This window comes from Chromobacterium sp. FG89 (genome assembly GCF_057808735.1).
Map to the genome: position 1 here is coordinate 1 of NZ_JBMDIQ010000010.1, position 25,931 is coordinate 25,931.

The following is a 25,931-nucleotide window of genomic DNA, read 5'->3' on the forward strand; positions in this document are numbered from 1 at the left end:
TCCTGATCCGCGAGGACGCGCCCGGGCAGCGCCGGCTGGTCGCCTACGCGGTGCCTGCCGCCGGCATCGAAGTTGACGTCGCGCGCTGGCGTGACGCGCTGGCCGCCCGCCTGCCCGACTACATGGTGCCCGCCGCCTGGGTGCCGCTGGACGCGCTGCCGCTAACCCCCAACGGCAAGCTGGACCGTCGCGCCCTGCCGGCGCCGGAGCTGACGCTGGCCGAACACCGCGAGCCGGTCACCGAAAAAGAAAAACTACTGGCCGAAGCCTTCGCCCAGACCCTGGGCCTGGAGCGCGTCGGCCTGGATGACAGCTTCTTCAACCTCGGCGGCGATTCGCTGCTGGCCTTGCGGCTGAAGGGCCTGGCGCTCAAAGCCGGCGTCTCCTTCGAACTGGCCAGCCTGTTCGAACACCACAGCGTGGCGCTGCTGGCCACCCATGCCGAACAGGCGGCCGCCGCCACCGCGCCGGCCGAACCGTTCTCGCTGCTGGACCCCGCCGACCGCCGGCGGTTGCCGCCAGACGCGGTGGACGCCTACCCGCTCAGCCAATTGCAGCAGGGCATGCTGTTCCACAGCGCCTTCCGCGACGGCTCGACCCTATACCACAACATCGTCGGACTGGCGGTGTCCCTGCCTTACGACGCCGCCGCGCTGCGCCGCGCGCTGGATGCGCTGTGCCGTCGACACGAGCTGCTGCGCACCCGCTTCGCGCTGGACGGCTATCTCGAACCCTTGCAACTGGTATTGGCCACGGCCGCCATTCCGCTGAGAGAAGGCGATCTCGGACCGCTGCCGCCCGCCGCGCAGCAAGAAACCCTTACGGCCTTCATCGCCGCCTGGTCCAAACAGGCTTTCGATCCCGGCGCCGCGCCGCTGCTGCACGCCCACGCCCACCGGCTGGGCGAACGGCGCTTCCATCTGACGCTGCGCATCCACCACGCCATCCTCGACGGCTGGAGCGACTCCGTCTTCATCGTCGAACTCGCCCAGCTCTACCAGGCCGAGCTGGCCGGCCAGCCCTGCCGGCTGCCCGCGCTGGCCAGCCGCTACCGCGACTACATCGCGCTGGAACGCGAGGCGATGGCCTCGCCGGCCAGCCGGGATTTCTGGCGGGAACAGCTGCGCGGTTACGAAGCCGCCGCCGCGCTGCTCGCGCGGGAGGAAAACACCGCCGTGGCGGCCGACGGCCCGCTGCAGATCCACGCCGACATCGCCATAGACGAGCCGGTTTCGACGGCGCTGACCGCGCTGGCGCGCCGCTTGAACGCGCCGCTGAAATCGGTGCTGCTGGCCGCCCACCTGGCGGCGCTGGCCATGCTGACCGGCAAAAGCAGCGCCTGCACCGCGCTGGTCACCAACGGCCGGCCGGAAACCGCGGACGCGGAGCATATGGTGGGCCTGTTCCTGAACTCGGTGCCGCTGCGCATGGAGATCCGGCGCGAACCCTGGACCCGGCTGATAAGCCGCGTGATAGACGCGGAACGGGCGCTGCTGCCGCACCGGCGTTATCCGCTGGCCACCATGCTGCGCGACGCCGGCCTGCGCGACGCCGGCGAGGCCATCTTCAATTACACGCATTTCCAGGCGCTGGAAGCGCTGGCCGACTGGCGTCAGCAAGACAGCGCAATGGACAACAGCTTCGCGCTGCAAATCAATTTCCGTCCCGACGGCGCGCGCATCGCCGGCAGCCTGACCGCCCACCGCGACGCCCACGACGCCGACGCGCTGCGGCGCTACGCTCGCTGCTACGCCGCCGTGCTCGCGCAGCTGGCCGGCGACCCCAACGGCCTGGTGCGCCGTCTGGACCTGCTGGACGAGGACGAGCGCCGCCTGCTGCTGGATGGCCAGGCCAGCGCCCGCGACATCGCGCCGCTGACGCTGTGCGAGCTGTTCGAGCGGCAAGTCCGCCGCGCGCCGGACGCGCCGGCGCTGGACTGCGACGGTGAAACCTTGAGCTACGCCGAGCTCAACCGCCGGGCCAACCGGCTGGGCCGGCGGCTGATCGCCGCGGGCGTCGGACCCGGCAGGCTGGTGGCGGTCGCGCTGCCCAAATCGGCGGCGCTGCTCGTCGCGCAACTGGCGACGCTGAAAGCCGGCGCCGCCTATCTGCCGCTGGACCTCAACTACCCGGCGGAGCGGCTGGCGCTGATGCTGGACGACGCCCGCCCGGCCCTGGTGCTGAGCGACGCCGGCTCCGCCGCCCGCCTGCCGCAAACCGCCGGGCCGGTGATGGTGCCGGAGGCCGACGATAGCTTCGCGGACGGCGACATCGGCCAGCAAGAAAGGCTGCGCCCGCTGACGGCGGACGATCTGGCCTACGTGATCTACACCTCCGGCTCCACCGGCCGGCCCAAAGGCGTCGCGGTCGGCCACGCCGGACTGGCCAGCCTGGCGCAAGACCTGAAGGAGCGCTGCGCGCTGGACGCGTCCGCGCGCGTGCTGCAATTCTCCTCGCCGGGCTTTGACGCCTCGGTGCTGGAAATGCTGATGGCCTTCGCCGGCGGCGCCTGCCTGGTGCCCGCCAACGCCAGGCAGCTGGACGCCGACAGCCTGCCGGGCACGCTGCGCGCCGCGCGCGTCAGCCACGCGCTGCTGCCGCCGGCGCTGCTGGCCATGCTGGAACCGGCGCCGGATCTGCTGCCCGGCGCCTTGCTGGTCGGCGCCGACGCCTGCCCCGCCGAGGTGGTGGCCAAATGGGTGCGCGGCCGCCGGATGATCAACGCCTACGGCCCTACCGAATCCACCATCTGCGCCACCCTGAGCGACCGCCTGACCAACGGCGCGCCGCCCATAGGCCGACCGGTGCTCAACAGCCAGGTCTATCTGCTGGACGAGGCCTTGCAGCCGGTGCCCGCCGGCGTCGCCGGCGAGCTGTACGTGGCCGGCGCCGGCCTGGCGCGCGGCTATCTTAACCGCCCCGCGCTCAGCGCCGAGCGCTTCGTCGCCAATCCCTACGGCCCGCCCGGCAGCCGGCTCTACCGCAGCGGCGACAAGGCGCGGCGCCTGGCCGACGGCCAGCTGGAGTTCCTCGGCCGTCTCGATCAGCAGATCAAGCTTCGCGGCTATCGCATCGAGCCGGGCGAGATCGAGGCCGCGCTGCTCGCGCAAACCGGCGTGGTCCAGGCCGTGGTCTTGCCTGTCGACGACGACGGCCGCAAGCGCCTGATCGCCTACGCCGTCCCGCGCGCCGGCGCGAGCCTGGACGGCGCGCGGCTGCGCGCCGAGCTTGCCGCCGGCCTGCCCGACTACATGGTGCCCGCCGCGGTGACGGTGCTACCCGCCCTGCCGCTGAACGCCCACGGCAAGCTGGACCGCGGCGCGCTGCCGGCGCCAGTCTTCGCGGCCGCGCCGCAGCGCTTGCCGGCCACGCCGCTTGAACAGACGCTGGCGGAGCTGTTCGCGGAAACGCTGCGCTTGCCGGCCGTGGATCTGGACGCCGGCTTCTTCGAACTAGGCGGCGACTCCTTGCTGGCAATGCGGCTGGCCGCCCGCATCCGCGGCAAGCTGGGCGTCAGGCTGTCGATGGAACAGCTCTTCCTCGCCCCCAGCGTCGCCGAATTGGCGCGACGCCCGGCGTTTGGCCGCCCGGACGAACCGTCGTCGGCGGCCGGCGGCCGCTCGTTCTGGCTGACCGTCCGCCAGCAAGACGGCGCGCCGGTCTCGCTGCGCTGCGACGGCGAGCTGGAGCTGCCGGCCTTGCGCCAGGCCTTGCGCGAGCTTGGCCGCCGTCACGCCGCCCTGAACGCGCAAACCAAACCTGCCGCAATGATAGAAACCGCCAACGGCCTAGCCTTTCCCGCCGCGCTTCGCCAGGCCGCCGACAGCGGCGCCGGCGCGCCGATCGCGCCGCTGCTGCGGGAGCTGGCCCAGGCTTACGCCGCCCGCGCCGACGGCGGCACCCCCGATTGGACGCCGCTGCCGCGGCCATACGCCGACTACGCGGATTACGCCTCGTCGCGCGCAGAACTCAGCCAGGCGACGCCCCCCTCCGACACGCCGGCTTCGCGCCATTCCACCCCCTTTTTCACGACATTGGAGCAAGCATGAACACTCCCCATCCCGACACGGCCGTCTACCTGAAAAGCGGCGTCAAACTGGAACCGCTGTTCCACCGCTGGTACGCCTGGAGTCATCTGGTGTCCCCGGTTCAGCAGGCGATCAATCTGGCCTTCCGCCAGATTCCGCTGCTGCGCTCTTTCATCGCCAACCCCAATGTGCACATCGCCGCCTCCAAAAACCCCCAGATGCTGGGCGGCCCCTTCCTGGAACTGCCGGCCAGCGATCTGCCCGCGGTGCGCCGCCTGCTGCAGGACACGCTGAAGGACGCGGCGCCGCTGCTCCGCTTCGCCGAAGATCTGCAAAAGCTCAATCGCCAGCTGCAGCAAACCGCCAGCGGCCACAGCCTGGACGCGGTCTACGCCGAGTTGCCGCCCACGCTGGCCGGCCTGGTCGAAGTCAGCTACGACCTCAACCATCACCCCGGCCTCCGCGTGCTGGACCCATTGCTGAGCTATCCGGCCGCCGCGGACGCGGACCGGCAGGCGCTGGCCTTCAGCACCGAGCGCGACGAGCAGCGCCATTTCTTTCTGAACACGCCCCGGCTGGACGGAGACGCCAGGCTGGTGCTCCCGCTGCCCTTCGCCGCTCCTCATCACGAAGCGCTCGCCGCCAGCCGGATACGCGCCGTCCCTTACGCGGAACTGAAGCAGGCGCTGAAGGTGCCGGCGGAACAGGAAGCCCGCTTCCGCGGCTTCTTCGACACCGAAGCGCCGCGGCGCGAGCAGCCCGAGTATCACGGCGGCGACGTGCGCATCCGTTATTTCGGCCACGCCTGCGTCTTGTTGCAAACGGCGTCCACCTCGGTCCTGATCGATCCCTTCGTCACCTGGGACCGGGACGGCGAACCGCAGCGGCTGACTTTCGACGATCTGCCCGACCATATCGACTACGTGTTCATCACCCACAACCATCAGGATCACTTCAGCCCGGAGCTGCTGCTGCAATTGCGCGGCCGCATCGGCCGCCTGCTGGTGCCGCGCCACAACAGCCGCAGCTTGGCCGATCCGTCGATGAAGCTCACGCTGCGCGCGCTCGGCTTCCGCAACGTGTCCGAACTCGAGCCGATGGAAAGCGTGCGCTTCGACGACGGCGAAATCGTCAGCCTGCCGTTTTACGGCGAGCACGCCGACCTGGACATCGAAAGCAAGCACGGCATGTTCCTGCGGCTGAAAAACCGCCGCTTCCTGTTCCTGGCGGACTCGGACTGCAAGGACCGCGCGCTCTACCGCCGCATCGTGGAGCGTCTGGGCAAGGCGGACACGCTGTTCATCGGCATGGAGTGCGACGGCGCGCCGCTCAGCTGGCTGTACGGCCCGTACACCGGCAGCCCGCTCAGCCGGCGCGACGACGAATCCCGCACCTTGTCCGGTTCCGACTGCGAGCACGCCTGGAGCATCGTCGAGGAGTTCGACTGTAAGAAGATCTACGTCTACGCGATGGGGCAAGAACCCTGGATGCGCTTCGTCACCGGCCTGGAGTATTCGGCCGACAGCAAGCAGATCGTCGAGTCGAACAAGTTCCTCGAGCGCTGCCGCGCCGCGGGCCTGAGCGCGGAACGGCTGTACGGCTGCAGCAGCTTCAGCTGCTGAGCCTGTTCAATGTCCGCCGCGCGTCGTAAAAGCTTCCAGGACGCCGTCGCCGGCTTGGGGCGCGGGGCTGAATAAAGGCTTGCTCTTGTCGACTGATTGCCGACCCAAGGTATTCGCTTATGAAATTTTCACTCGATGCCGGCTACGGCTGGCTTGCGTCCTTGCAACAGGAACGACTGTTCCACCTGGATCCGCTGGCGCCGGACGCCGCCTCATGCTCGTTTCCCGTCGTGCTGCGGATAAGCGGCGCGCTGGACGCCGCGGCATTGGAGACGGCCCTGGCCGCGGTCGTGGCCAAACACGAGGCCTTGCGCACGACGATGGCCTTCGACGGCGACGAACTGCTTTGCTCGACGCGGCACGCCTGGCCCGGCCCCCTGCTCCAGCCGACGCGCCTGGAACCGGCGAGCGGGGACAGCGCCGGCCTGGCCGCGGCCGTCCGGGAAGTCATCGACCGCCCCTTCGATCTGGCGACGGGGCCTTTATTTCGCTTTGCTCTCTTTCAGCCGGCGGATGATGAGGCGAGCCTGGTCATGGTGTTCCATCAGGCTGTTTTTGACGCCTGGTCGGCCGGCATCCTGGCTACAGACCTGGACACGGCTTATGCCGCCGCCTTGAACGGCGGCGACGTCGAGCTCGCGCCCAATGCGCTCGATTACGCGGACTTCGCCCATTGGCAGCGCGAACCATGGTGCGCCGGCGCGCCCCGGCCTTCACGATTGGGCGCGGACGGTCCGTTGCCGGCCACGATATCGACGGACGGCGCTCAATGGGCGCTCAAGCTCCCCTCCGAGCAGGAACAACAATTGCGCCGGCTTCAACAGGAAACGGGAGACGCCTTGCTGGTCGTTTTCTCATCCTTGCTCAGTCTTTTCCTGGGCGCGGAAAGCGGCCGGGATGAAATCCTCATCGACGCGTCCGTCCCGGGGCGACGCCACGCGGAAGCCAATGACATCATCGGCCTGTTCGAAACCCCGCTCCCGCTGCGCTTGCGCCTGGACGCCAAGCCCACTCTGCGGGAGATGCTGGACCAGGTCCGCACGCAGGCCGCGCAGGGCGCGGAGAACCGGAACATGGCGTTTGAACCCTCCGCCGCCTTGGAGCCGCCAGGGTTTCAAGTCGCCGCGCGGGTGCGAAAACGCCCGCTCTGGCGTCTCGCCGGCCTGCGGCTGACCGAGCAGGCGGCGCATGCCGGACGCGCGAAGCGCGACTTGAGCTTTGTGCTGGACGAGCGCGACGACGGCGTCTGGCTGACGCTAGAGTACGCCGACGCCTTGTTCGAAGCCTCGGCCGCCCAGCGGCTCTTGAACGGGCTGGTCCGCTTCGCCGCGCAATGCCTGGCCGATCCCGCCCGCCGGCCGGACGCCTTGCCGACGGCTGATGAGCAAGAACTCGCCAGCCGCGGACAAGAGCGGGACACCGGCGCGCTCGCGGCGTTGGCGCGGCCCCAGGCCGACGCCCGGCTGGGCCAGCTGTCCAGCAATCAGCAAAGCCTGTATTTCTTTGAGAAACTGGCCCCGGACCGCGCCTTGTACAATGTCCCGCTGCATCTGGAGATGCGCGGCCAGCTGGACCCCGCCCGCCTGGAGGCGGCGCTGGAACAGCTGCTGAAACGCCATGAAGCCCTGCGCGCGCGCTTTGTGGAAACCCCGGCCGGCCTGCGGCAGGACGTCGGCGCGCCGCCCTCCCGCGTACTCGAAACCGCGGATCTCAACCAACTGCCGCCGGAGCGCCGCGACGCCGGCTTCGCCAGCCTGGAACGGGATGTCAGCTCGACCCCCTTCGACCTCGCCGCCGGCCGGCTCTTCCGCTTTTGCCTGGCGCGCCGCGACCGCGATCACTGGGTGTTGCTGATGGTGTTTCACCACATGGCGTTTGACGGCCATTCCGCGCAGATATGGCTGCGCGATCTGCGAACCCTGCTGCGAGGCGGCGCCTTGCCCGCCATGGGGCCCGCGATGACGGTGAGAGAGGCCGCCGCCGAGGAGCGGGCCTGGCAGCGCAGCCGCGACTACCAGAAGGCGCTGAGCCGCTGGCTAGACCGCCTGGCGGGAAGCGCGGCCCCGCTCAATCTCAGGCCGGACCGCCCGCGCCCGCTGCGACGCGACTACGCCGGGGCCTTCCTGGAATGCGCCTTGCCCCAGGCGCTGCTGGGCGAGCACATCCAGCGCGCCGCCCAGCTTGGCGCCTCGCCGTTCATGGCCGTCGCCGCCCTGCTCGCCGCCTATCTGTCCGCGCGCGGCAATCAGGCCGACGTCTGCCTGGGCTTCCCCCATGGCGGACGCGGCGACGGCGCGATCGAGGACACCATAGGCAATTTCGTCAATTTGCTCGCCATGCCGGTGCGGATAGAGACCGCCGACACCCCGCGCAACATCATTGAAAAAGTGCGCCAAACCGCCCAGGCGAGCTACGCCGGCTACCGGGTGCCCTTCTCCTCCCTCGTCGATCGGCTTGGCCTGGAGCGCGTTCCCGGCCAACACCCGGTCTTCCAGGCGGTGGTCACCGTCGATCAAGACTTCGACGGCTGGACGCAGGACGGCCTGACCGTGGCCTTGCTGCCGGGCAGCAACCCTATCGCCAAGTTCGACCTGGCCTTCGGCTTCAATCTGGCGCGCAGTTGCGTCCGCATCGAGTACGCGACCGATATGTTCGACCCGGCGTCGATTGAAGCCATGGGCGCGGAACTATCGGCCTTGCTGTCCCAGTGCGTGCGGGGCTTCGACGCGCCGCTGCGGCAGGCCGCCGGCGCGACGGCCGCCGGGGAGGTGCCGCGCACCGCGCCCAAGCTGCTGAGAAAACCCAAGCCGGCCGGCGCCGGGAACGCCGGCTTGGTGGCGGACGCGACGTGAGCCCATGTCGAGCGCCGACAACTGACCAACCGCCGGAGGGCGCAAAGCGCTCTAGCCGGCAGGACATGCAAAACCAATGACTCATCCAACAGAACTCAGCGCCTGCCAAACGCTTGCCGAGGCCTTCTCCCGCTCGGTCCAGCGCTTTCCCGACCGCATCGCCGTGCAATGCGCGGCGGCTTCGCTCAGCTACCGGCAACTGGATCAGCGAGCGGACGCCCTGGCCCGCCGCCTCCGCGCCATGGGCGTGACCGCCGAAACCCTGGTGGGCTTGTCCGTGCGCAGATCGTCCGATCTGATCGTCGCCATGCTGGCCATTCTGAAAGCCGGCGGCGCCTACCTTCCGCTGGACCCGGAGTATCCGGCGGAGCGGCTGGACTACCTCGTCGGCGACGCCCGGCCCAAGCTCATCGTCGTGGATGCGGCATCGCGGGAACGGCTGGCCGCCGCCGCGTCCGCCAAGGACATCCCGCAGCTTGATCTGGACGCCTTTGCCCCATCGCGCGACGATCACACAGAGACGCCCGCAGGCGGCGCGCCGAATCGCGACAACCTGGCTTACGTCATCTATACCTCGGGCTCGACCGGAGGCCCCAAAGGCAGCCTGATCACCCACCGCAATGTGCTGCGGCTGTTTGCCGAGTCCCAGCCTTATTACGACTTTGGGCCGGAGGACGTCTGGCCCTTGCTGCATTCCTACGCCTTCGATTTTTCGGTCTGGGAAATCTTCGGCGCGCTCTTGCATGGCGGAACCTTGCTGGTCCCGGACCTGGCCACCATTCGAGACCCTTCCGCGCTGCTGGCGTATTTGCGGCGGCATGGCGCGACGGTGCTCAACCAGACGCCGTCCTTCTTCTATCAGCTGGCCCTGTATCTGAGCGAACATCCGGAACAGCGCGAGGCCCTGGAATCGCTGGCCTTCGTGGTGTTTGGCGGCGAGCGGCTGGACCTGACACAGCTCAAGCCCTGGTTCAAGACCATGGGCGACGAGGGCCCGGTGCTGGTCAATATGTACGGCATCACCGAGACCACCGTGCACGTCACCTTGCACGTGGTCGACGCCGACGAGACGAAGCATAGGAAGTCCGCCGGCATCGGCTCGGCCTTGCCTGACTTGTCGCTATTCCTGCTCGACGAGGACTTGCAGCCGGTGGCGGCCGGCGAGGTCGGCGAGCTGTATGTCGCCGGTCCGGGACTGGCGCGCGGCTATCACGGCCGGCCCGGCCTGACCGCCGAGGCCTTCATTCCCTGCCCCTTCCCCGGCCGCGAAGGCCAGCGGATGTACAAAACTCAGGATCTGGCGAAGATCGACCCGCACGGCGAGCTGGTTTACGAATCGCGCAAGGGCGGCTACCTGAAGATCCGCGGTTTCCGGGTTTCGCTGGCGGAGATCGAATCCGCGCTCTGCGAGCTGGACGGCGTCGCCAACGCAGTGGTCCAGGCCTCGTCCGAGGATGGGCGAGATCTGGTGTCGGCCTATCTCCGCTTCGCGTCCGCGCCGATGAGCTTGCGGGAACTCCGCCAGGCGCTGGCGGAAAAGCTGCCCGGCTTCATGATGCCGCACCACTTTCATTGCATCGACAGCCTGCCGCTGACCGCTCACGGCAAGATCGATCGCAGCCGTTTGCCGCACATGGCGCGGGCCCTGAGCGACGAACGCCCGCCGGACGCGCCGGCCTCGGCCGACGAAGCCGACATGACGGCGATCTGGCGCCGGGTGCTCGGCGTGGAACGTCTTGGTCCTAACGATGATTTCTTCGCCTTGGGCGGGGACTCCATCCGCGCCGTGGAACTGATCATGGCGCTCAATCGCGCCGGCTGGGCCGCCACGGTGGAAGACGTGTTTCACTCGCCCAATGTCCGGGACCTGAACGACCGCAGCCTGCGGGGCGAAACCGGCTTGCCGCCGACGCAGGCGAAACGCGCGAACGCCGCGTCCGACATGCAGCGCCTGATGCTGGAGCACTATCAGGCGGCCCCGGCAGGGCTGGGCGTCTATCACGTGCAGCAGTGGTTTGACTGCGTGGACGCGGCGCTCGACATCGGGCGGCTCATGGAGTCCTTCCGCTTGGAGTTTTCCCGGCATCCCGTCTTCCGCACGCTCTTCGTCCGCGACGGCGACGCGATTCTCCGCATCGACGCGGGCAGGGAACGGGTGCGCCTGGACGCCGTCGACCTCCGGCGCGACGCCCCTGCCCGGCGGCGGGCGCGGATTGCCGAGTACGCGCGCGCCGATCTCCACGCGCCATTCGCGCCCTTCGAGGCGGCAAGCGAAACGGCGCGGCTGCGCTTCTTCCAAACCGAGGACAGCCGCTGCGTCGTTTTCCTGAGCATCCACCACGCGATAGACGACGGCTGGGGTCAGCAACGCTTTTTCGACGCGGTATTCCAGCGCTATCAGCGCCATGACGCCATCGCGCCGCCGGCGCGCGCGGACGTGTTTTCCGAATACGTCGCCCTCCAGCAGCGCATGGCCCTGGACCCGGCGGCGATTGAATACTGGCGGCGAGCGCCGTTTGCCGGCGCGCAGACGCTTGAGCGACGGAGAACGCCGCCGGCCGGAATGACGGAGCACAAAAAACGCATCGCGCCCCGGCTGGTGGCCCGCGTCGGCCACTGCGCGCGCGCGCGGCGCATCCAGACGCGATCCTTGTATTTGGCCGCCGCCGGGCAAGCGATCGCGCGCGCGACCCGGGACCCTCAGGTCTTGATCGGAATGGTGGTCAACGGCCGGGTGCCGGAACTGAGCGATCCGCTGGACGCGGTGGGCCTGTTCTGGAATTTGCAGCCGCTGTCGTTTCAGGCCTTGGCGTGCCCGCTGGAGACGGCTGAGGCCATCCACCAGCGCCTGCTGCTGCAGGAGAAATACGCGCTCTACCCGCTCAGCGCGATTTTCGATGCGCGCAGCCCCGGCCGGGAGTTCCTTTACACCTTCAACTTCACGAATTTCCGGGCGCGGGATTCGAAAACGGCGGATTTGCGGGACTGGGACGGCGTGGATCGCTTCCACTACCCCGTCAATATCGCCGTCCATCTGGACGAGGGCTCGGACATCGCCGAATTCCGGCTGAGCGGCGATCCCGCTTATTGCGGCGAGGCCGCGGCGGACGCGCTGTTCCAGGCTTTCGAAGAAGCGCTGGGCGTCGCCGTCGGGGAGCTGGCCGGCCTAGGCGCTTGACGCGGCCGCGCGAGGCCGGCGCTCCCGGCCTCAGCGCGACAGCAAGGCGGCCACTCGCTTGGCGGTGGCCTTGGCCGACTGCGGGTTTTGCCCGGTCACCAGCCGGCCGTCCACCACCACCTTGGGCATGAACGGCAGCCAGGCTTTTTCATAGCGGGCGCCGCGCCGCCTCATTTCCTCCTCGGCGTTGTAGGGCACTTTGCCGGCCACGCCGGCCAACACTTCCTCCCGCCAGGAAAAGCCGGTCAGCCGGCGGCCGGCCACCAGCAGCGCGCCGTCGGACAAGCGGATATTCAGCAGGCCGCAATAACCGTGGCACACCGAGGAAACGACGCCGCCCTGCTCGTAGATCTCGCGGGCGAGCCGCTGCAGGCCGGCGTGCTCCGGAAAATCCCACATCACCGCGTGGCCGCCGGTGAAATAGATCGCGTCGAACGCCGCCGGGGCGATGTCTTCCGGCTTGGCGGTATCCGCCAGCAAGGCCCGCTTATCGGCGCTGGCCAGCCAGGCCCGCGCCGAGGCGTCGGCGTTCGGCCATTTCAGCGAGCGCGGCTCCAAGGGAGAGGCGCCGCCCAGCGGGCTGATCAACTGCTGCTCCCAGCCTTGCGCGGCGAACACCTCGTAAGCGTGGCTCAATTCAGACAGCCACAAACCGGTGGCTTCGGACGGATCGGCATAGTGAGCGACATTGCTCACCACATGCAGAATGCGCTTGCTCATGACGGCTTCTCCTCATCAAAGCGCCGCTGGGGTTTGAACACGGTTTGCGTCGGCCGTTTCCGGCGGCGGGCCTGCGCCACCTTAAGCTTCAAGTCCGCTTGAGGGTCAAGGCATTTCACCTGAGCCTAAGCGCCCGTTTACGACTTTTCCGGGAGCGGGCCTTGCCCGCTTCCCGGCGCTCCGCCCGCCGCGCCGTCCTCGTCGCGCAGGCGGTTCAACACCCATTGGGCCCGCTCGTCGCAGGCCAGCCCTTCCGGCCCGTTCTCCATGCTGGCGATCACCCGCCGCAACTGGGCCTTGTTCTGCTCCAGCCGCTGCTGCAAGCGTTCGATCTCGGCCACTTTGCGCATGAGCCCCGCCAGCAGGTCCTCATGCTGCCAGGCCTTAGGCTCCGTCGGCAGCAGACGGCGAATCTCGTCCAGGGAAAAGCCGGCGCTCTGGGCGCTGGCGATGATGTCCAATATCCACAGCGCTTCCGGGCCGTAATCGCGGTAGCCGTTGGCCCCGCGCGCCACCGCCCGGATCAGGCCGCTGGCTTCATAAAAGCGAATGCGGGAGGCGGTCATGCCGCAGCGCTTCGCCAATTCTCCAATTTTCATCCGCGTTCTCGATCGGGGCTTGACATTAAAGTTAACTTTAAACCTATGGTTGAGCCAAGATCAAACCCGGAGCGCGCGCTCATGACCCTATTCAGCCCCTTGACCCTTCCCAACGGTTCCAGCCTGCCCAACCGCATCGCCAAGGCGGCGATGGAAGAAAACATGGCGGACGCGGACCAGGCCCCGTCCGATGCCTTGATGAGGCTCTACCAGGCCTGGGCGGACGGCGGCGCCGGCCTGCTGATCAGCGGCAACGTGATGGTGGACGGCCGCGCGATGACCGGGCCGGGCGGCGTGGTGCTGGAAGACGAGCGCCAGATGGAGCGCTTCCGGCGCTGGGCCCGGATCGGCCGCTCCCGCGGCGCGCAGTTCTGGTTGCAGATCAACCATCCCGGCCGTCAGATGCCGGCCAATCTGGGCCAGGCCACCTGGGCGCCGTCCGCGGTGCCGCTGGACCTGGGCAAGATGTCCAGGCATTTCGCCCTGCCGCAGGCGATGACGCCGCAGGGGATCGCCGATGTGATACGGCGCTTCGCCCGCAGCGCGGGCCTCGCCGAGCAGGCCGGTTTCGACGGCGTGGAAATCCACGCGGCCCACGGCTATCTGCTCAGCCAGTTCCTGTCCCCGCTGTCCAACCAAAGAACGGACGCCTGGGGCGGCCCGCTGGAAAACCGGGCCCGCCTGTTGCTGGAGATCGTCAAAGCGGTGCGCGCGGAGGTGTCCCCGGGCTTCGCCGTGGCGGTCAAGCTCAATTCCGCCGATTTCCAACGCGGCGGCTTCAGCGCCGACGACGCCCGCCAGGTGGTGCTCTGGCTCAATGAGCTGGCGGTGGATCTGGTCGAGCTTTCCGGCGGCAGTTACGAAGTGCCGGCGATGCAGGGCGAGGCCCGCGACGGGCGCACCCTGGCCCGCGAGGCCTATTTCCTGACGTTCGCCCAAGCGCTCCAAACCGTGGCCGCCATGCCGGTGATGGTCACCGGCGGCATCCGCCGCCGGCCGGTGGCCGAACAGGTGGTGGCCAGCGGCGTGGCCATGGCGGGCATCGCCACCGCGCTGGCCCTGGACCCCAGGCTGCCCAGCGACTGGCGCCAGGGCAAGGACACCGCTCCGGCGCTGCCGCCCATCGCCTGGCGCAACAAGCCGCTGGCGGCGCTCGCCAATATGGCCGCGGTGAAGTTTCAGCTGCGCCGGCTCAGCCAGGGCAAGACGCCCAAGCCCCAGGTGTCGCCGCTGCGGGCGCTGATCCAGCAGCAGCTGGCCGCCGCCTGCCGCGCCCGCCGCTATCGACGCTGGGCGGCGCAACGTTGAGCCGGCGGCCTCAAGCGCCCGGCAGCGCGGCCAGAAAGCGCTTCAGCGCCGGGTTGGCCGCGTCCTTGCGGCTGACGAAGCTCAGCAGCATCGGCAAGGACAAATCCCGCAGCCGGAAGAAGCGCGCCTGGGCCGGCGGCCGGCCCAGATTGGCCGAGTTGACGATGGCGGCGCCGATGCCGGCGCAGACCAGCGACAAGATCGCCGTTTCGGTGCCGGCCTCCTGCGCCACCCTAAGACGCACGCCCAGTTGCCGGCAAGCGCTGATCAGGCGGTCGTAATAGCCGGGATAGGCCTCGCGCGGCATGGTGACGAAGGGCCGGTCCGCCAGGCTGCGCAGCGCGATGGGGCGGCTCTCGTCATGGCCGGTGTCCCAGCAGCGCGGCAGCGCCAGCACCACGTCGTGCTCCAGCAAGGGCAGGCCGGCCAGGCTTTCCGGCAAGTCTTCGTATTGGTAGATGAAGCCGCCGTCCAGCGCGCCCTCCTCCAGCGCGCTCAATTGCTGCGGCGTGTTCAGCACGCTCAGCTCCAGCGCCACCTCCGGCGCCTCCGCCTGGAAGCGGCTGAAAGCCTGGGGCACCAGGCCGTCCCAACCGGCGTTCTCCACGCAGCCCAGCCGCAGCCGGCCCAAAAGGCCGGCGGCCACGCGCCGCGCGCTCTCGGCCGCGTCGTCCAGCGCGGCCATCGCTTTGCGCACCTCGCGCAAATAGCTTGCGCCGGCCGCGGTCAGCTTGAGGCCGCGCGGCGAACGCTCAAACAGCGGCAGGCCCAGCTCTTGTTCCAGGTCCTGGATCTGCCGCGACACCGCCGGCTGGGTGATGTGCAGATGCTCGGAGGCCAGGCGCACGCTTTGGTGCTCGGCCACGGCGATGAAGTAACGAAGATGGCGCAATTCCATGCGGGGTCTTTCGGCTTAGCTATGCCTTTAAGTTATCACGAATTAATAATTCGGCATTGGAAAGCATGGATAATTTCCGCGATAGTGACGGTCAAGCCGCCGGCCGCGCCGGCGCGCACCCTAGCCGCAGAGACCCAAATGGACACCATCAGCCCCACTTATCAACTTGGCGACGCCAAGATCACCCGCGTGACGGACACCCTGCTGCACGGCCTGGCCCCGTCCTTCCTCTACCGCGATTGGAACGAGACGCTGCTGGCGCAAGAGCCGGGCTTGCGCGGCCTGCTGGACGCCGACGGCGCGCGCCTCACCCTGAGCGTGCACAGCTGGGCGGTGGAATGGGCCGGCCAGGTTTTCCTGATCGACACCGGCGTCGGCAATGACAAGGAACGCGCGTTCAACCCGCTGTTCCACCGGCTGCAAACGCCCTTTCTGGAACGCCTGGCCCGCGCGGGCATCCAGCCCGCGAACGTCGACCACGTGTTGCTGACCCATTTGCACGCGGACCATGTGGGCTGGAACACGCGGCTGATCAACGGCCAGTGGACGCCCACCTTCCCCAAAGCCCTCTATGCTTTGCCGCAAGGCGATCTGGATTTCTTCGCCACGCCGGAAGCGGACAGCCGGCGCATGGTGTTCGACGACAGCGTGGCGCCGGTGATCGCCTCCGGTCAGGCGCGCGTGATCGGCCTGGACGGCGGCGACTACCAGGACGGTTTCCGCTTCCACCCCACGCCCGGTCATTGCGCCGGCCATATGTCGATTTCGCTGAGTTCGCGCGGCGAGACGGCGCTGTTCTGCGGCGATGTGATGCATACGCCGATGCAGGTGTACCGGCCGGAATGGAATTCGGTGTTCTGCCGGGAGCAGGACGCGGCGCGGGCATCCCGGCGCTGGCTGCTGGACTTCGCCGCCGAGCGCCGCGCCCTGGTGTTCAGCGCCCACTTCGCCGACAGCTCCGCCGGCCGGGTGACGCGCCGGGACGGCGGCTTTGGCTGGACCTTCCTCTAGAGGCGCCGCTTAACGATCCGCCGCCTCCGTGGGGCGTCCCCGTCCACGCGGCTTTGAAACGCCGACGACAAGCTGCTCTAATCCTTAATCTCAATGCCTTGCGCCAGGCCTTGCACAGGCCCCCAACCTAGGAGCTCCTCATGGCCCTTCCCACCCTCGCGCCGGAGGCCGTCGCCGCTCTGGCCCAGGCCGCCGGCCTCAAGCTCGCCCCCGATCGCCTGGAGGCCGTCGCCGCCACCCTGGCCTTCATCCGCGCGGAAATCGCCAAGCTGGACCGGCTGAGCCCGGCCGACGCGCGCTCAGCGCCCCCCTTCGACCCGGACTGGAGGTAAACCCCGTGCAAGCCTATCAATTGAGCATTGTGGACGCCGCCCGGCAGATAGCGGACGGCCAGTTGTCGCCGGTGGAGCTGACCCGCTCGGTGCTGGAGCGGGCGCAAGAGAAAGAAGACCAGCTGTCCGCCTATGTCACGCTCGCCGCGGATCAGGCCATGGACGCCGCGCGGCGGGCCGAGCAGGAAATCCGCCGCAAGGAATACCGCGGCGTCTTGCACGGCATCCCCTACGCGCTGAAAGACCTGATAGACGCGGCCGGCCTGCCCACCACCGCCAGTTCGCAAGTGCGCCGGCATCACCTCGCCGCCGCCGACAGCGAGGTGGCCGCCCGGCTCAAACAGGCGGGCATGATCTTGACCGGCAAGACCCATACCCATGAATTCGCCTTTGGCCTGACCACGCCGCAAACCAACAATCCCTGGGCGCCGGAGCGCTCCCCCGGCGGCTCCAGCGGCGGTTCCGCCGCCGCGGTGGCTTATGGCGGCGCGCTGGCGGCGCTGGGCACCGACACCGGCGGCTCCATCCGGGTGCCGGCCGCCTTGTGCGGGCTGGTGGGCCTGAAGCCCACTTACGAACTGGTGTCCCGCCAAGGCGTGGTGCCGCTGTCCGGCTCGCTGGACCATGTCGGCCCCATCACCCGCACCGTGGCGGACGCCGCGGCCTTATTGGACGCCATCGCGACGCGACGGCCGCCATCGGCCGACAGCTACCGCCAGGGCCTGGGCCAGGGGGTGGAGGGGCTGCGCGTCGGCGTGGCCGGCAATTATTTCTGCGAGCATATCGCGCCGGACATCCAGGCCGCGCTCCAGGACCAGCAGGCCGAACTCGCCGCCGCCGGCGCGACGCTGGTGGAGGTCGAGATCCCGCTGACCGATTTCATCCTGCCCATCCAATGGGGCCTGATAGCGCCGGAAGCCGCCGCCTATCACCGGGACGCGCTGCGCCGCGCGCCGCAGCTGTACGGCGACGAGGTGAGGACGCTGCTGGAAGCCTGCATGCTGGTTCCGCAGAATGAACACGCCCAGGCCCAGGCCGCGCGGATCGCGCTACAAGCCGCCTGGCGCCGGCTCTTCGCCGACATCGACCTGCTCTTGGTCCCCACCGTGCCGCACACCGCGCCGCTGCACGGCCAGGACAGCTTCGTCTGGCCGGACGGCGTCGAGGAAAGCGTGGTCTCCGCCTATATACGGCTGAGCACGCCCGCCAATGTGCTGGGCCTGCCGGCGCTGACGGTGCCGGCCGGCCTGGACCGGGCCGGGCTGCCGTTCGGCGTACAGCTGATTGGCCGGCCTTTCGACGAGCTCACGGTGCTGCGCGCCGGCCAGCTGATAGAGAGCCGCTGCCAAACCCGGTTTGACCTGCCGCGGGCCTAAGAATCGGTTCACAGCCTGCCGCGCTTCGCGATGCGTGGCGCGGCGGGCGCCGCTTAAACATGCTCATGCGCCGCCTGCGCATTCCGCCCGCTCACAAACCGCCCAGCGAACCGTCGCGCAGGCTCTTGGCCATGGTTTTGCAGGTATGCAGAAAAGCCGCCACCGCCGGGCTGACGTGCTTCCGGCTGGGCACCGCCAGGCCCACCGCGCGCCGCACCATGGGCGCCAGCGGCTTTTTCACCACGCCGGGGCATAAGGCCAGCAAGGGCGCCGGCACCGCGAGATCGGCGACGATGGACACCCCGGCGCCGTTCTCCACCATTTTGACGATGGTGAGAATCTGGGCGTAGCGGTGCTTGACCCTGGGCCGCAGGCCGGCGGTTTCAAACAATCTCTCAATCAGCGCGGTATTGCCCGCCAGCGTCATGATGAAGGGCATGTCGCACAAATCCGCCAGCCTCGCCGCCGGCTGGCCGGCCAGCGGATGGCCGGCCGGAATCAAGGCCACGAACTGGTCCTCCACCAGCGGCAAGGTGTCGAAACGATCGTCCGGCAGCACCACGAAGCCCACGTCCACCCGGCGCTCGCTGACCCATTGCGCCACTTCGTCGTCCTCGCCCTCTTCCACGAACACGTCGATTTCCGGATAGCTGGCGCGGAACTGCTCGAGGATGCGCGGCAACAGCAGCAACGAGGAGGTGGTGCCGAAGGAGCCGATGCGCAGCACGCCGCGGTTCAGGCCGCGCGCCGCCGACGCCTCCTGACGGATCGCCTCGGCCACGCCCAAGAGCTCGCGCACGCGCAGCAGCAGGCTGTTGCCGGCCTCGGTGGCCTCGATGCCGGCCTGGCCGCGCGTCAGCAGGGTCAGCCCCCATTCCTTCTCCAATTGCCTGATCGCGTGCGACACCGCGGATTGGCTGATGCCCAATTTGTCCGCCGCCGCGGTGAAACCGCCCAGCTCCGCCACCAGCGCAAAGATTTCCAGCTGCGTAAAGGTCATGACCGTCTCGCCCACCCATGAGCAAATGCTCATTTTTCCATGAATTCAAACAATCAATAGTATATACGCACCCACATAGCATCAGGAGGCCGGGCGGCGCGCCCGGCGCCCACCATGAATCACTCAAGCACCCTCGCCGTCTCGGCGCAGCCCGCCCGCGCGCAAACCGCGCTCAGGCCGGCCCTGTCTCTGAAACTGGCGCTGACCGCGCTGTTCTGGGGCGGCACCTTCATCGCCGGCAGAGTGCTGGCGCAATCCATGCCGCTGATGACCGCCGCCTTCGGCCGCTTCCTGGTGGCCGCCCTGCTGCTGGTGCTGGTGGCTTGCCGGCTGGAAGGCGGGCTGCCGCGGCTGAACCGCTCGCAGATCGCCGTCACCGCGTTTCTGGGCTTTACCGGCATTTTTCTCTACAACGCCTGTTTCTTCGGCGCGCTGGCGCGCATTCCCGCCGGCCGCACCGCCTTGTTCGTCAGCCTCAATCCCATCATGACCGCGCTGGCCGCCAGCCTGATTTTCCGCGAACGCCTGGGCCTGCGCCGCTGGGCCGGCATCGCCGTGGCCTTGCTGGGCGCCATGGTGGTCATCACCCGCGGCGATCTCGTCGGCACAGTTCACGATTTCAGCCAGTCCTTCGGCGCCGGCGAAGCCCTGATGAGCCTGGCGGTGCTGAGTTGGGCGGCCTATACGCTGGGCTCGCGCAAGGCGATGGAAACCCTGAGTCCGATCGCGGCCACCACCTACGCCACGCTGTGGGGTCTGGCCTTCCTGTCCCTGGGCGCGGCCGGCGAGATCGGCTCCGTTCCCTGGGCCTCCTTCGGCTGGCGGATCTGGCTGTCCATGCTCTATCTGGGGGCCATAGGCACCGTGGTGGGCTTTATCTGGTATTACCAGGGCATCCGGGAGATCGGCCCCTCGCGCGCCGCCGTGTTCACCAATCTGGTGCCCGCCTTCGGCGTGCTGCTGTCCGCGGGGCTGCTGGGCGAACCCATCCTGGCGTCCATGCTGGCGGGCGGCGCGCTGGCGGCGGCGGGCGTGTCCCTGACCAACCGCAAGTGAGCGTTCGGCCGCGCCCGCCCCCGCGGGCGCGGCCCTCGGGCAAGCCCTTAGTACGAATACCTAAACCACGGCTTTTGATTTGCAAAACGAATAAAATCGCATTGACAGTCAAGGTCGCGCTGCTAGGCTTCAATTCCCAAACCCCTTAGGGAGAAGCCCCATGGCCAGCCCGCTCACCCTGTTGATGCCGGTCATTCCCGGCACCAGCCTGGAAGCCATCGCCGCCACTCTGGCGGAATACGAACCCACCCTGCATCAAGCGCTGACTTCGATCGGCACCGTCCATTACGCGCGCACCTTGCTCTTGGACCGCTCCGCCGCCAATCTGCAGCCCACCGGCAAAAGCAGCGACAACTACGTGATCGCGGTCATCACCGAGTACGACGGCAGCTTCAACGCCTACATCAACGACTTCGTCGCCCAGGTGGGCACCGTCTTCGACGCGCTGCTGCAATTCGTGGTGGGAGGCAAGGCGCTGACCCCGGTGGCCAATAATGTGGCGGCCTTTCAGGCCTTCATCGCCCAGAACGACGCGTCCCAGCATATTCCCAACAACGGCGGCGGCGGCAAGGACGACAACGGCTTGTACCAGGCCTATCCGTACACGGTGCAGACCATACTCGCCGCGCTGGACTGAAGCGCGCCCGCCAGGCGCAGGCGGCCCGCCCGCTTGCGCCTTAGAGCCTGTTCAAAGCCTCGCGAGCAAGCGCGAGTCAAGGCGAAAACGAGCGAAAAAGCGGAATGTACGCGTGGTACATGAGCGGGTTGAGCGGGTACTCGCCGAGCAGCGCTTCACGAAGCGCAGTGGACTTTGAACAGCCTCTTACACCCGTCCCATTGCTGAAAGGCATGCCATGAACAGCCCCGACCTCCCGTACGACGACATCCAAGGCACGATTCTGCGCGGCTACCGCGTGGACCTGGCCCGGCATTTCATTCTGAGCGTTAGCGACAAGGCCGCCGCCGGCGAGCTGATCCTGAAACTGGTGGAGGGCCGGGACGGCCTGCCGAGCATCACCAGCGCCAAGCGCTGGCTGCAAAAACCGAACAGCTTCCTGAACATAGGCTTCACCTGTCCCGGGCTGCGCATGCTGGGCGTCGGCGCCGAGCAGCTGGCCAGTTTCGAATCGACCTTCCAGCGCGGCGCCACCGATGGCGACACCGCCAGCCTCGTTGGCGACATCGGCGCCAGCGCGCCTGAAAAATGGATAGGCGGCCTGGCCAATGGCGAGCAGGTGCACATCGTGCTCAGCTTGTGGGTGGCCAAAGACCCGGCGCGGCTGGAAAGCCTCAGCGCGCGGCTGCGTCAGGCCTTCGCCGGCGCCGTCAGCGAACTATCCGCCCATGATGCCCAGGCGCTGCCTGACAATCAGGTGCACTTCGGCTACCGCGACAGCATCGCCCAGCCCACCATCGCCGGCGCGCCGCCGCGCAAGCGCCCGGAACCGGACGATCAGGCCGTCATCGCCACCGGGGAATTCCTGCTCGGCTACACCAACGAGGGCAACGGCGTGTACTCGGTGCAACCGCCCGAGCTCAGCCGCAACAGCAGCTATGCCGCTTTCCGCATCCTGGAACAGGACGTGGCCGCTTTCGACGCGTTCCTGAGCGAATACGCGGCCAAGGCCGGCATCGATCCCGAACTGCTGGCGGCCAAGGTATGCGGACGCTGGCGCAACGGCAACCCGCTGACGCTGCGGCCGGACGAGGCCGGCGCCACGCTGCCGACCAGTCAATTGAACGACTTCAACTACGTCAATGCCCAGCCGTCCCAAGACGACACCCTGGGCCTGAAATGTCCGATAGGCTCCCACATCCGCCGCAACAATCCGCGCAACGGCGCGGTGGTGGGCACCGACAGCGCCCACCACCGCATCGTGCGCCGGGCCATGCCTTACGGCCCGGCCTACGACCCCGAACACCCCTCGGCCGCGGCCCGCGGCCTGATCGGCTACTTCATCAACGCCAGCCTGAGCAATCAGTTCGAATTTCTCAGCAGCCAGTGGAACCTGCTCAGCGACTTCGTCAAATCCGCCACGGAACCGGGCAATCCGGACGCCGGCAACGCGGTGTTCAACATCAGCGGAGAAGACGTCTTCCTCGGCGTCAACGACGCCGCGGACAGCAGCTTCACCCTGGCCGCGCCCGGCCGCTCGGGCAAGAACAACACCGTGTTGCAGGGCTTCTCGCGGATGATCACCACCCGCGGCGGCGCGTATTGCTTCCTTCCCGGCATCGGCGGCCTGCGCTACCTGGCCCGGCTGGCCAGCGGCTAAGAGCCTGTTCAAAGTCTGCTGCGCGTCGTGAAGCCTTGCACGGTGAGTACGAGCTCAAAATGCTCATGTGCCACGTGTGCATTCCGCTTTTTCGCTCGTTTTCGCCTTGTCTCGCCCTTGCTCGCGAGACTTTGAGCAGGCTCTAAGACGCGTCGGCCGGCCGCCCGTACTGCTCGCGGATGAAGTCCGTCATGTGCGCGGCCAGGATCTGGTGCACCTCCTGGCTGGGGTGCACCTCGTCGTGGAACAGGTGGCGATGCGAGCTGTCCAGCGGCCGCGCGTCGCCGGCGAAGCCGAGCACGCGCGGCAGGTCGATATAGCCCTCGTGCTTATTGTGCAGAGTGTCGTAATCCACTGTTTCCGCCAGCTCCATCAGGTAATCCAGCTTGGCGCCGATATCGAAGAAACGGAGGGTCACCCCGGCGTCGCGGTAGCGGGCTTGCAACGCCTCCACCGCCTGGCTCAGCTGCCGGTTATGCCGCTGAGACAAGTCGTGCAGCTTTTCGGCCTCCGCCGGCGGCTGTTTGCGCGCGTTCACGGTTTTGGACAGATCCGGCGCGCCGGCCACCAGGATGTCCTTGACCCCCTTGGCCACCAGCTTGTCGATCTGCCGCTCGTAGGTGCGGATCACCTTGTCCACGTCGGTCTTGCCGAAAGTCATGTAGTCGTTGGACCCCAGGGCCAGCACCGCCATATCGCCCGGCTGGAAGTGGTGCTTATTGATCTGGCGCTCCATATGGGAGATGAACATGAAGGCCGGGTTCCACTTGGAATACTTGCCGGCCACCGCGCCGCCCTCGGCGTAATTGACCACCGGCTTGCCCAGAAAAGCCCTGGACGCCAGGAAGTCCGGCCAGGCGAAGCCATTGGTGAAACGCCCTTCGTAGTACTGGCGCGAGGACGGCATCACCCCCAGGGTTTTGCTGAGCATGCGGCCTTCGGAGTCCGACAGGCTATCGCCTATCACCACCAGGCGCTGGATATGCCCCAGGCTCTTGCCCTCCCCGGCGGCCGCGGCCGGCGTCTTGGCCTGCACCGCCTGGTTTTTCAGCGCCAGCGCGAACAGCGCTTTTTTGTCGAAGCCAAGCGAGGCGACGGAGTCCGAGCGCGACAGCGTGGAAGGCTCGTGCCGCAATTGCCGCAGCCGCATGATCAGCCTGGACGCCTCAGCCAAGCGCGCCTCCTCGCGCCGGGCGCAGTCCCTGGGAACCAGCAGTTTTCCGGGTACGAGTTTGCAAGTCATCCGCATGGCGTAAGCTCCTGTGCGCGATCCGCGGCGCGGTCAATGGGTTTTCAATGTGCCGCAGCATGCCCAAGCGCGAGCCCGCAAGCTTGCTTAAAACGATCACGCCGCCGGTCAAGGCGCGCAAAAAAGCCCTGCCGAGGCAGGGCGCTTGCCGTAGGCGGCCGCGATCAGCGGCTCTTATCCCGATGAAACGCCAGATGCTCGCTGGCGTAACGCCTCTGCTCCCGCAAGAAGCCCTGAATGCCCTGCCGCATCGCCACCGCCATGTCCGGCCGCTTGTCCGGCTTGCAGATATAGGTCCACAGAAAATCCTCCTGCGTGTCCGGCTGGATGTCCTCCATCTTGGCGTGCTCGAACTCGGTTTCCCGCGATTCGCCGTTCACATCGAAAGCCACCGTCATCGGCATCATGATCAGGCGCTGCCGGCAATGGATCTCGTACAGGGACTGGCTGTAGGCGTAAGCCGTCATCGGCTTGTCCGCCTCGAATCTGGGCGCGCACAGCGTCCAGAACTTGACGGTGCCGTGCGGCGATTGCGCAATGCTGTCGGTATCGATCAACAAGCCGCCCTCGCTGGGGTTGAAGTAGGTGAAATCCCAGCTGGAGGCGCTGGCCATGGAGGACAACAAGATAAAAACGCAGGCAATGACTTTCAACATTCTGATTCCCAATATTTTTCCAATCGATACGCGCAACGCAGCGGCGGCGGGCATGATAACAGCCCTGGTTTTTCCTTGTGAATGGCCGGGCGCGCTCTGAGTCAAGCGCGCGGAGCCGAAACACGGCAAGGCGAATCGGCGCCGCACAGGGCCAAGGCTGGTAAATGGGTCGCGGATCAAGGGCGTTTTCTTACACTTGAACCAGCCGTCCATCGGCCCGTGGCCAGAATCGTTTTCTGAAAGTCTTCCCCGCCGTTCTGCCTTCACACTGCGCCCCAATAAAATAACCATGCGGCAAACCTGGGTTCGCTCCCCAGCGCGTCCGTCGCCGTCCCCTTCGGACGGCGCGCCGAGACGCCGCCGCTCCAAATCAGCACCTCGCCGGGAAAACCGCCATGAGCACCATTCCAACCGCCATCCAACTGCGGGCGCAGCAGTACGACCTGTCACGCCTGCAAGACCACAAGGAACACAGCCGCGTCGGCATGCGCAAAGACGGCATGCTGGTGCTGTACACCGGCCGCAGCTATCTGTTGCACCCGGAACAAACCCGGCGCGCCAGGGACTTTCTCCGCGCCCGGGGAGCCGTCGTCGGCTCCGGCCCGCTCAAGCTGTCCGCTTTATTGCGCCTGAGCCCGCCCGTCGTCGCGCCCCGCAACGCTCCGCCGCCGGCTGGGGACAGGAGCTCCTGCCTGCTGCTGCGCAGCCTGATGCAACAGCAAGTCCGCCTGATTCGAGAAGAACTGGGCCTGCTGCGCAGCGCCTGCGTGGTGACGCGGGCCAAACAACGCCTCGCTCAGCCTGAGGCCAAGGCGGACGCCCCGCTCCCGCAAGCCATGCCGCCGGCGCTGCTGCGCCGCTTCAAGATGGTGGGCGTGGCTTTCGAGCGTCCGCCGGCAAGCTACGCCGAATTGTTGTCCGGCATCCGGGCCTGCGGCCGGCCGAAACAGATCGCCGTCGCGGAAAGAAAACTGGGCAAGGTCGATCTCAGCTCCGCGCCCAAGCCCGGCAAGGTCAAAAGCCTGCTCGCCGCGCTGGCGCGAGCATCGGAGGACGCCTGGACCCAATGCGCGCGGGCGCATGGCGGCGAGCAGGCGCGCGCCTTCCGGCAAACCGCGTTCATCCAGGGGTCGACGATAGGCGAACAAGGCGTTTGCTTCCCGCTGGTCGTCAAATGGTTGGCCAGCCAGCGCAGCTGGCCAAACGAGGCCGAGGCCTTTTTCCGCGACATCGAAACCGAGGGCGGACGGGACGAGGTGATGGAACTGGCGGTCAACAGCTATGTGTGGCGAAGCGTAGACGCCATCGCCGACTATTTCGCCGTCTATGGCTTGAGCCCTCGCGGCCACAGCGAAAGTCCGGGCTTCAAGATCGCGCTGGAGCGCGACGGCCTGTACAACATCGGCATCCGCCCCGCCCAAGGCGTCGGCCACGCCTTGGCGGCCAGGGTGGATCATGCCGCGCGGACATTCCGGTTTTTCGATCCCAATAGCGGGGAATACGCGCTGCCGTCCGCCGAGGCCCTGGCCGGCTTTGCGCAAGACTACCTGGCGCTGGCCTACCCTGCGCTGGACAAGGGCAGCGACGTGACGCGGCTGGAGTAGCGCCCGCTCCAAACCTCATCGCCTGAATTTTCCGCGCGCCAATCCGCATAGAATGCGCTTGCTGCGCGCGGCGCTACTTCCCTCTTCCAACGCTGAAACGCCGACAGAAGGCCCATCTACTTGCGCGCATCCGCGCCGCCCGTTCCATTTGCCAGTCCCCCCCTCT

18 protein-coding genes are annotated in these 25,931 nt (G+C 67.7%); 12 read left to right on the plus strand and 6 right to left on the minus strand.

Annotation, left to right across the window (positions count from 1 at the left end; all coding sequences use genetic code 11):
• The 4 genes from ACODRW_RS11500 to ACODRW_RS11515 all read left to right on the plus strand — a co-directional run.
• The coding region (locus ACODRW_RS11500) for a non-ribosomal peptide synthetase (RefSeq protein ID WP_488905791.1) at window positions 1-4,049 on the plus strand (4,049 nt) is incomplete at its 5' end.
• Entirely contained in the window at window positions 4,046-5,650 is a 1,605-nt protein-coding gene (locus ACODRW_RS11505) for an MBL fold metallo-hydrolase (protein ID WP_488905792.1), read from the plus strand. The genes ACODRW_RS11500 and ACODRW_RS11505, both read left to right, overlap by 4 nt.
• A 119-nt stretch (window positions 5,651-5,769) precedes the next feature.
• Complete coding sequence (locus ACODRW_RS11510; RefSeq protein WP_488905793.1) at window positions 5,770-8,502, plus strand: condensation domain-containing protein; 2,733 nt, start codon at window positions 5,770-5,772, stop codon at window positions 8,500-8,502.
• Window positions 8,503-8,578: 76 nt separating this feature from the next.
• The gene (locus ACODRW_RS11515) at window positions 8,579-11,680 is read left to right on the plus strand and encodes an amino acid adenylation domain-containing protein (protein WP_488905794.1); all 3,102 of its coding nucleotides are present in this window, start codon (window positions 8,579-8,581) and stop codon (window positions 11,678-11,680) included.
• A gap of 30 nt (window positions 11,681-11,710) precedes the next feature.
• Here ACODRW_RS11515 and ACODRW_RS11520 read toward each other — a convergent pair whose 3' ends face one another.
• The gene (locus ACODRW_RS11520; RefSeq protein WP_107799548.1) at window positions 11,711-12,400 is read right to left on the minus strand and encodes a type 1 glutamine amidotransferase domain-containing protein; all 690 of its coding nucleotides are present in this window, start codon (window positions 12,398-12,400) and stop codon (window positions 11,711-11,713) included.
• 137 nt (window positions 12,401-12,537) lie between these two features.
• The gene (locus ACODRW_RS11525) at window positions 12,538-12,999 is read right to left on the minus strand and encodes a MerR family transcriptional regulator (RefSeq protein WP_488905795.1); all 462 of its coding nucleotides are present in this window, start codon (window positions 12,997-12,999) and stop codon (window positions 12,538-12,540) included.
• Between the two features lie 81 nt (window positions 13,000-13,080).
• Here ACODRW_RS11525 and ACODRW_RS11530 point away from each other — a divergent pair, with 81 nt between their 5' ends.
• Window positions 13,081-14,307, plus strand: a complete 1,227-nt coding sequence (locus ACODRW_RS11530) for an NADH:flavin oxidoreductase/NADH oxidase family protein (RefSeq protein WP_488905796.1) — start codon at window positions 13,081-13,083, stop codon at window positions 14,305-14,307.
• A gap of 10 nt (window positions 14,308-14,317) precedes the next feature.
• Here ACODRW_RS11530 and ACODRW_RS11535 read toward each other — a convergent pair whose 3' ends face one another.
• On the minus strand, window positions 14,318-15,205 hold the full coding sequence (locus ACODRW_RS11535) for a LysR family transcriptional regulator (RefSeq protein WP_488905797.1): 888 nt from the start codon (window positions 15,203-15,205) through the stop codon (window positions 14,318-14,320).
• A 138-nt stretch (window positions 15,206-15,343) separates the two neighbouring features.
• Here ACODRW_RS11535 and ACODRW_RS11540 point away from each other — a divergent pair, with 138 nt between their 5' ends.
• The 3 genes from ACODRW_RS11540 (at window position 15,344) to ACODRW_RS11550 (ending at window position 17,924) form a co-directional block, all read left to right on the plus strand.
• Window positions 15,344-16,216: an MBL fold metallo-hydrolase gene (locus ACODRW_RS11540; protein ID WP_488905798.1), complete on the plus strand. Its 873-nt coding sequence runs from the start codon at window positions 15,344-15,346 to the stop codon at window positions 16,214-16,216.
• A gap of 140 nt (window positions 16,217-16,356) precedes the next feature.
• Window positions 16,357-16,548: a hypothetical protein gene (locus ACODRW_RS11545; RefSeq protein WP_227103504.1), complete on the plus strand. Its 192-nt coding sequence runs from the start codon at window positions 16,357-16,359 to the stop codon at window positions 16,546-16,548.
• A gap of 5 nt (window positions 16,549-16,553) precedes the next feature.
• Window positions 16,554-17,924: an amidase gene (locus ACODRW_RS11550; protein ID WP_488905799.1), complete on the plus strand. Its 1,371-nt coding sequence runs from the start codon at window positions 16,554-16,556 to the stop codon at window positions 17,922-17,924.
• A gap of 91 nt (window positions 17,925-18,015) precedes the next feature.
• Here the strand turns inward: ACODRW_RS11550 and ACODRW_RS11555 are convergent, their stop codons facing one another.
• On the minus strand, window positions 18,016-18,924 hold the full coding sequence (locus tag ACODRW_RS11555; protein WP_253315290.1) for a LysR family transcriptional regulator: 909 nt from the start codon (window positions 18,922-18,924) through the stop codon (window positions 18,016-18,018).
• 114 nt (window positions 18,925-19,038) lie between these two features.
• Between ACODRW_RS11555 and ACODRW_RS11560 the strand changes: the two genes are divergently transcribed.
• From ACODRW_RS11560 to ACODRW_RS11570, 3 genes are all read left to right on the plus strand, one after another.
• Window positions 19,039-19,980 carry a DMT family transporter gene (locus ACODRW_RS11560; RefSeq protein WP_488905800.1) on the plus strand — a complete coding sequence of 314 codons (942 nt, stop codon included), beginning with the start codon at window positions 19,039-19,041 and terminating at the stop codon, window positions 19,978-19,980.
• A 160-nt stretch (window positions 19,981-20,140) separates the two neighbouring features.
• On the plus strand, window positions 20,141-20,617 hold the full coding sequence (locus ACODRW_RS11565) for a hypothetical protein (protein WP_227103511.1): 477 nt from the start codon (window positions 20,141-20,143) through the stop codon (window positions 20,615-20,617).
• A 217-nt stretch (window positions 20,618-20,834) separates the two neighbouring features.
• Entirely contained in the window at window positions 20,835-22,256 is a 1,422-nt protein-coding gene (locus ACODRW_RS11570) for a Dyp-type peroxidase (RefSeq protein ID WP_488905801.1), read from the plus strand.
• A gap of 142 nt (window positions 22,257-22,398) precedes the next feature.
• Here ACODRW_RS11570 and ACODRW_RS11575 read toward each other — a convergent pair whose 3' ends face one another.
• Window positions 22,399-23,430, minus strand: coding sequence for an SGNH/GDSL hydrolase family protein (locus tag ACODRW_RS11575; RefSeq protein WP_253315292.1), 1,032 nt, complete (start codon window positions 23,428-23,430; stop codon window positions 22,399-22,401).
• A gap of 239 nt (window positions 23,431-23,669) precedes the next feature.
• Complete coding sequence (locus ACODRW_RS11580; protein WP_235088319.1) at window positions 23,670-24,161, minus strand: surface-adhesin E family protein; 492 nt, start codon at window positions 24,159-24,161, stop codon at window positions 23,670-23,672.
• 395 nt (window positions 24,162-24,556) lie between these two features.
• Here ACODRW_RS11580 and ACODRW_RS11585 point away from each other — a divergent pair, with 395 nt between their 5' ends.
• A complete protein-coding gene (locus tag ACODRW_RS11585) occupies window positions 24,557-25,765 on the plus strand; it encodes a hypothetical protein (RefSeq protein WP_488905802.1) in 1,209 nt (402 codons plus the stop codon).
• The last annotated feature ends 166 nt before the right edge of the window (window positions 25,766-25,931 follow it).

What these genes read in the sequence shown, in the direction of transcription:
- ACODRW_RS11505 (WP_488905792.1), top strand. Translation starts at nt 4,046, where the DNA reads ATGAACACTCCCCATCCCGACACGGCCGTCTACCTGAAAAGCGGCGTC.
- ACODRW_RS11510 (WP_488905793.1), top strand. Translation starts at nt 5,770, where the DNA reads ATGAAATTTTCACTCGATGCCGGCTACGGCTGGCTTGCGTCCTTGCAA.
- ACODRW_RS11515 (WP_488905794.1), top strand. Translation starts at nt 8,579, where the DNA reads ATGACTCATCCAACAGAACTCAGCGCCTGCCAAACGCTTGCCGAGGCC.
- ACODRW_RS11520 (WP_107799548.1), bottom strand. Translation starts at nt 12,400, where the DNA reads ATGAGCAAGCGCATTCTGCATGTGGTGAGCAATGTCGCTCACTATGCC.
- ACODRW_RS11525 (WP_488905795.1), bottom strand. Translation starts at nt 12,999, where the DNA reads ATGAAAATTGGAGAATTGGCGAAGCGCTGCGGCATGACCGCCTCCCGC.
- ACODRW_RS11530 (WP_488905796.1), top strand. Translation starts at nt 13,081, where the DNA reads ATGACCCTATTCAGCCCCTTGACCCTTCCCAACGGTTCCAGCCTGCCC.
- ACODRW_RS11535 (WP_488905797.1), bottom strand. Translation starts at nt 15,205, where the DNA reads ATGGAATTGCGCCATCTTCGTTACTTCATCGCCGTGGCCGAGCACCAA.
- ACODRW_RS11540 (WP_488905798.1), top strand. Translation starts at nt 15,344, where the DNA reads ATGGACACCATCAGCCCCACTTATCAACTTGGCGACGCCAAGATCACC.
- ACODRW_RS11545 (WP_227103504.1), top strand. Translation starts at nt 16,357, where the DNA reads ATGGCCCTTCCCACCCTCGCGCCGGAGGCCGTCGCCGCTCTGGCCCAG.
- ACODRW_RS11555 (WP_253315290.1), bottom strand. Translation starts at nt 18,924, where the DNA reads ATGACCTTTACGCAGCTGGAAATCTTTGCGCTGGTGGCGGAGCTGGGC.
- ACODRW_RS11560 (WP_488905800.1), top strand. Translation starts at nt 19,039, where the DNA reads ATGAATCACTCAAGCACCCTCGCCGTCTCGGCGCAGCCCGCCCGCGCG.
- ACODRW_RS11565 (WP_227103511.1), top strand. Translation starts at nt 20,141, where the DNA reads ATGGCCAGCCCGCTCACCCTGTTGATGCCGGTCATTCCCGGCACCAGC.
- ACODRW_RS11570 (WP_488905801.1), top strand. Translation starts at nt 20,835, where the DNA reads ATGAACAGCCCCGACCTCCCGTACGACGACATCCAAGGCACGATTCTG.
- ACODRW_RS11580 (WP_235088319.1), bottom strand. Translation starts at nt 24,161, where the DNA reads ATGTTGAAAGTCATTGCCTGCGTTTTTATCTTGTTGTCCTCCATGGCC.
- ACODRW_RS11585 (WP_488905802.1), top strand. Translation starts at nt 24,557, where the DNA reads ATGAGCACCATTCCAACCGCCATCCAACTGCGGGCGCAGCAGTACGAC.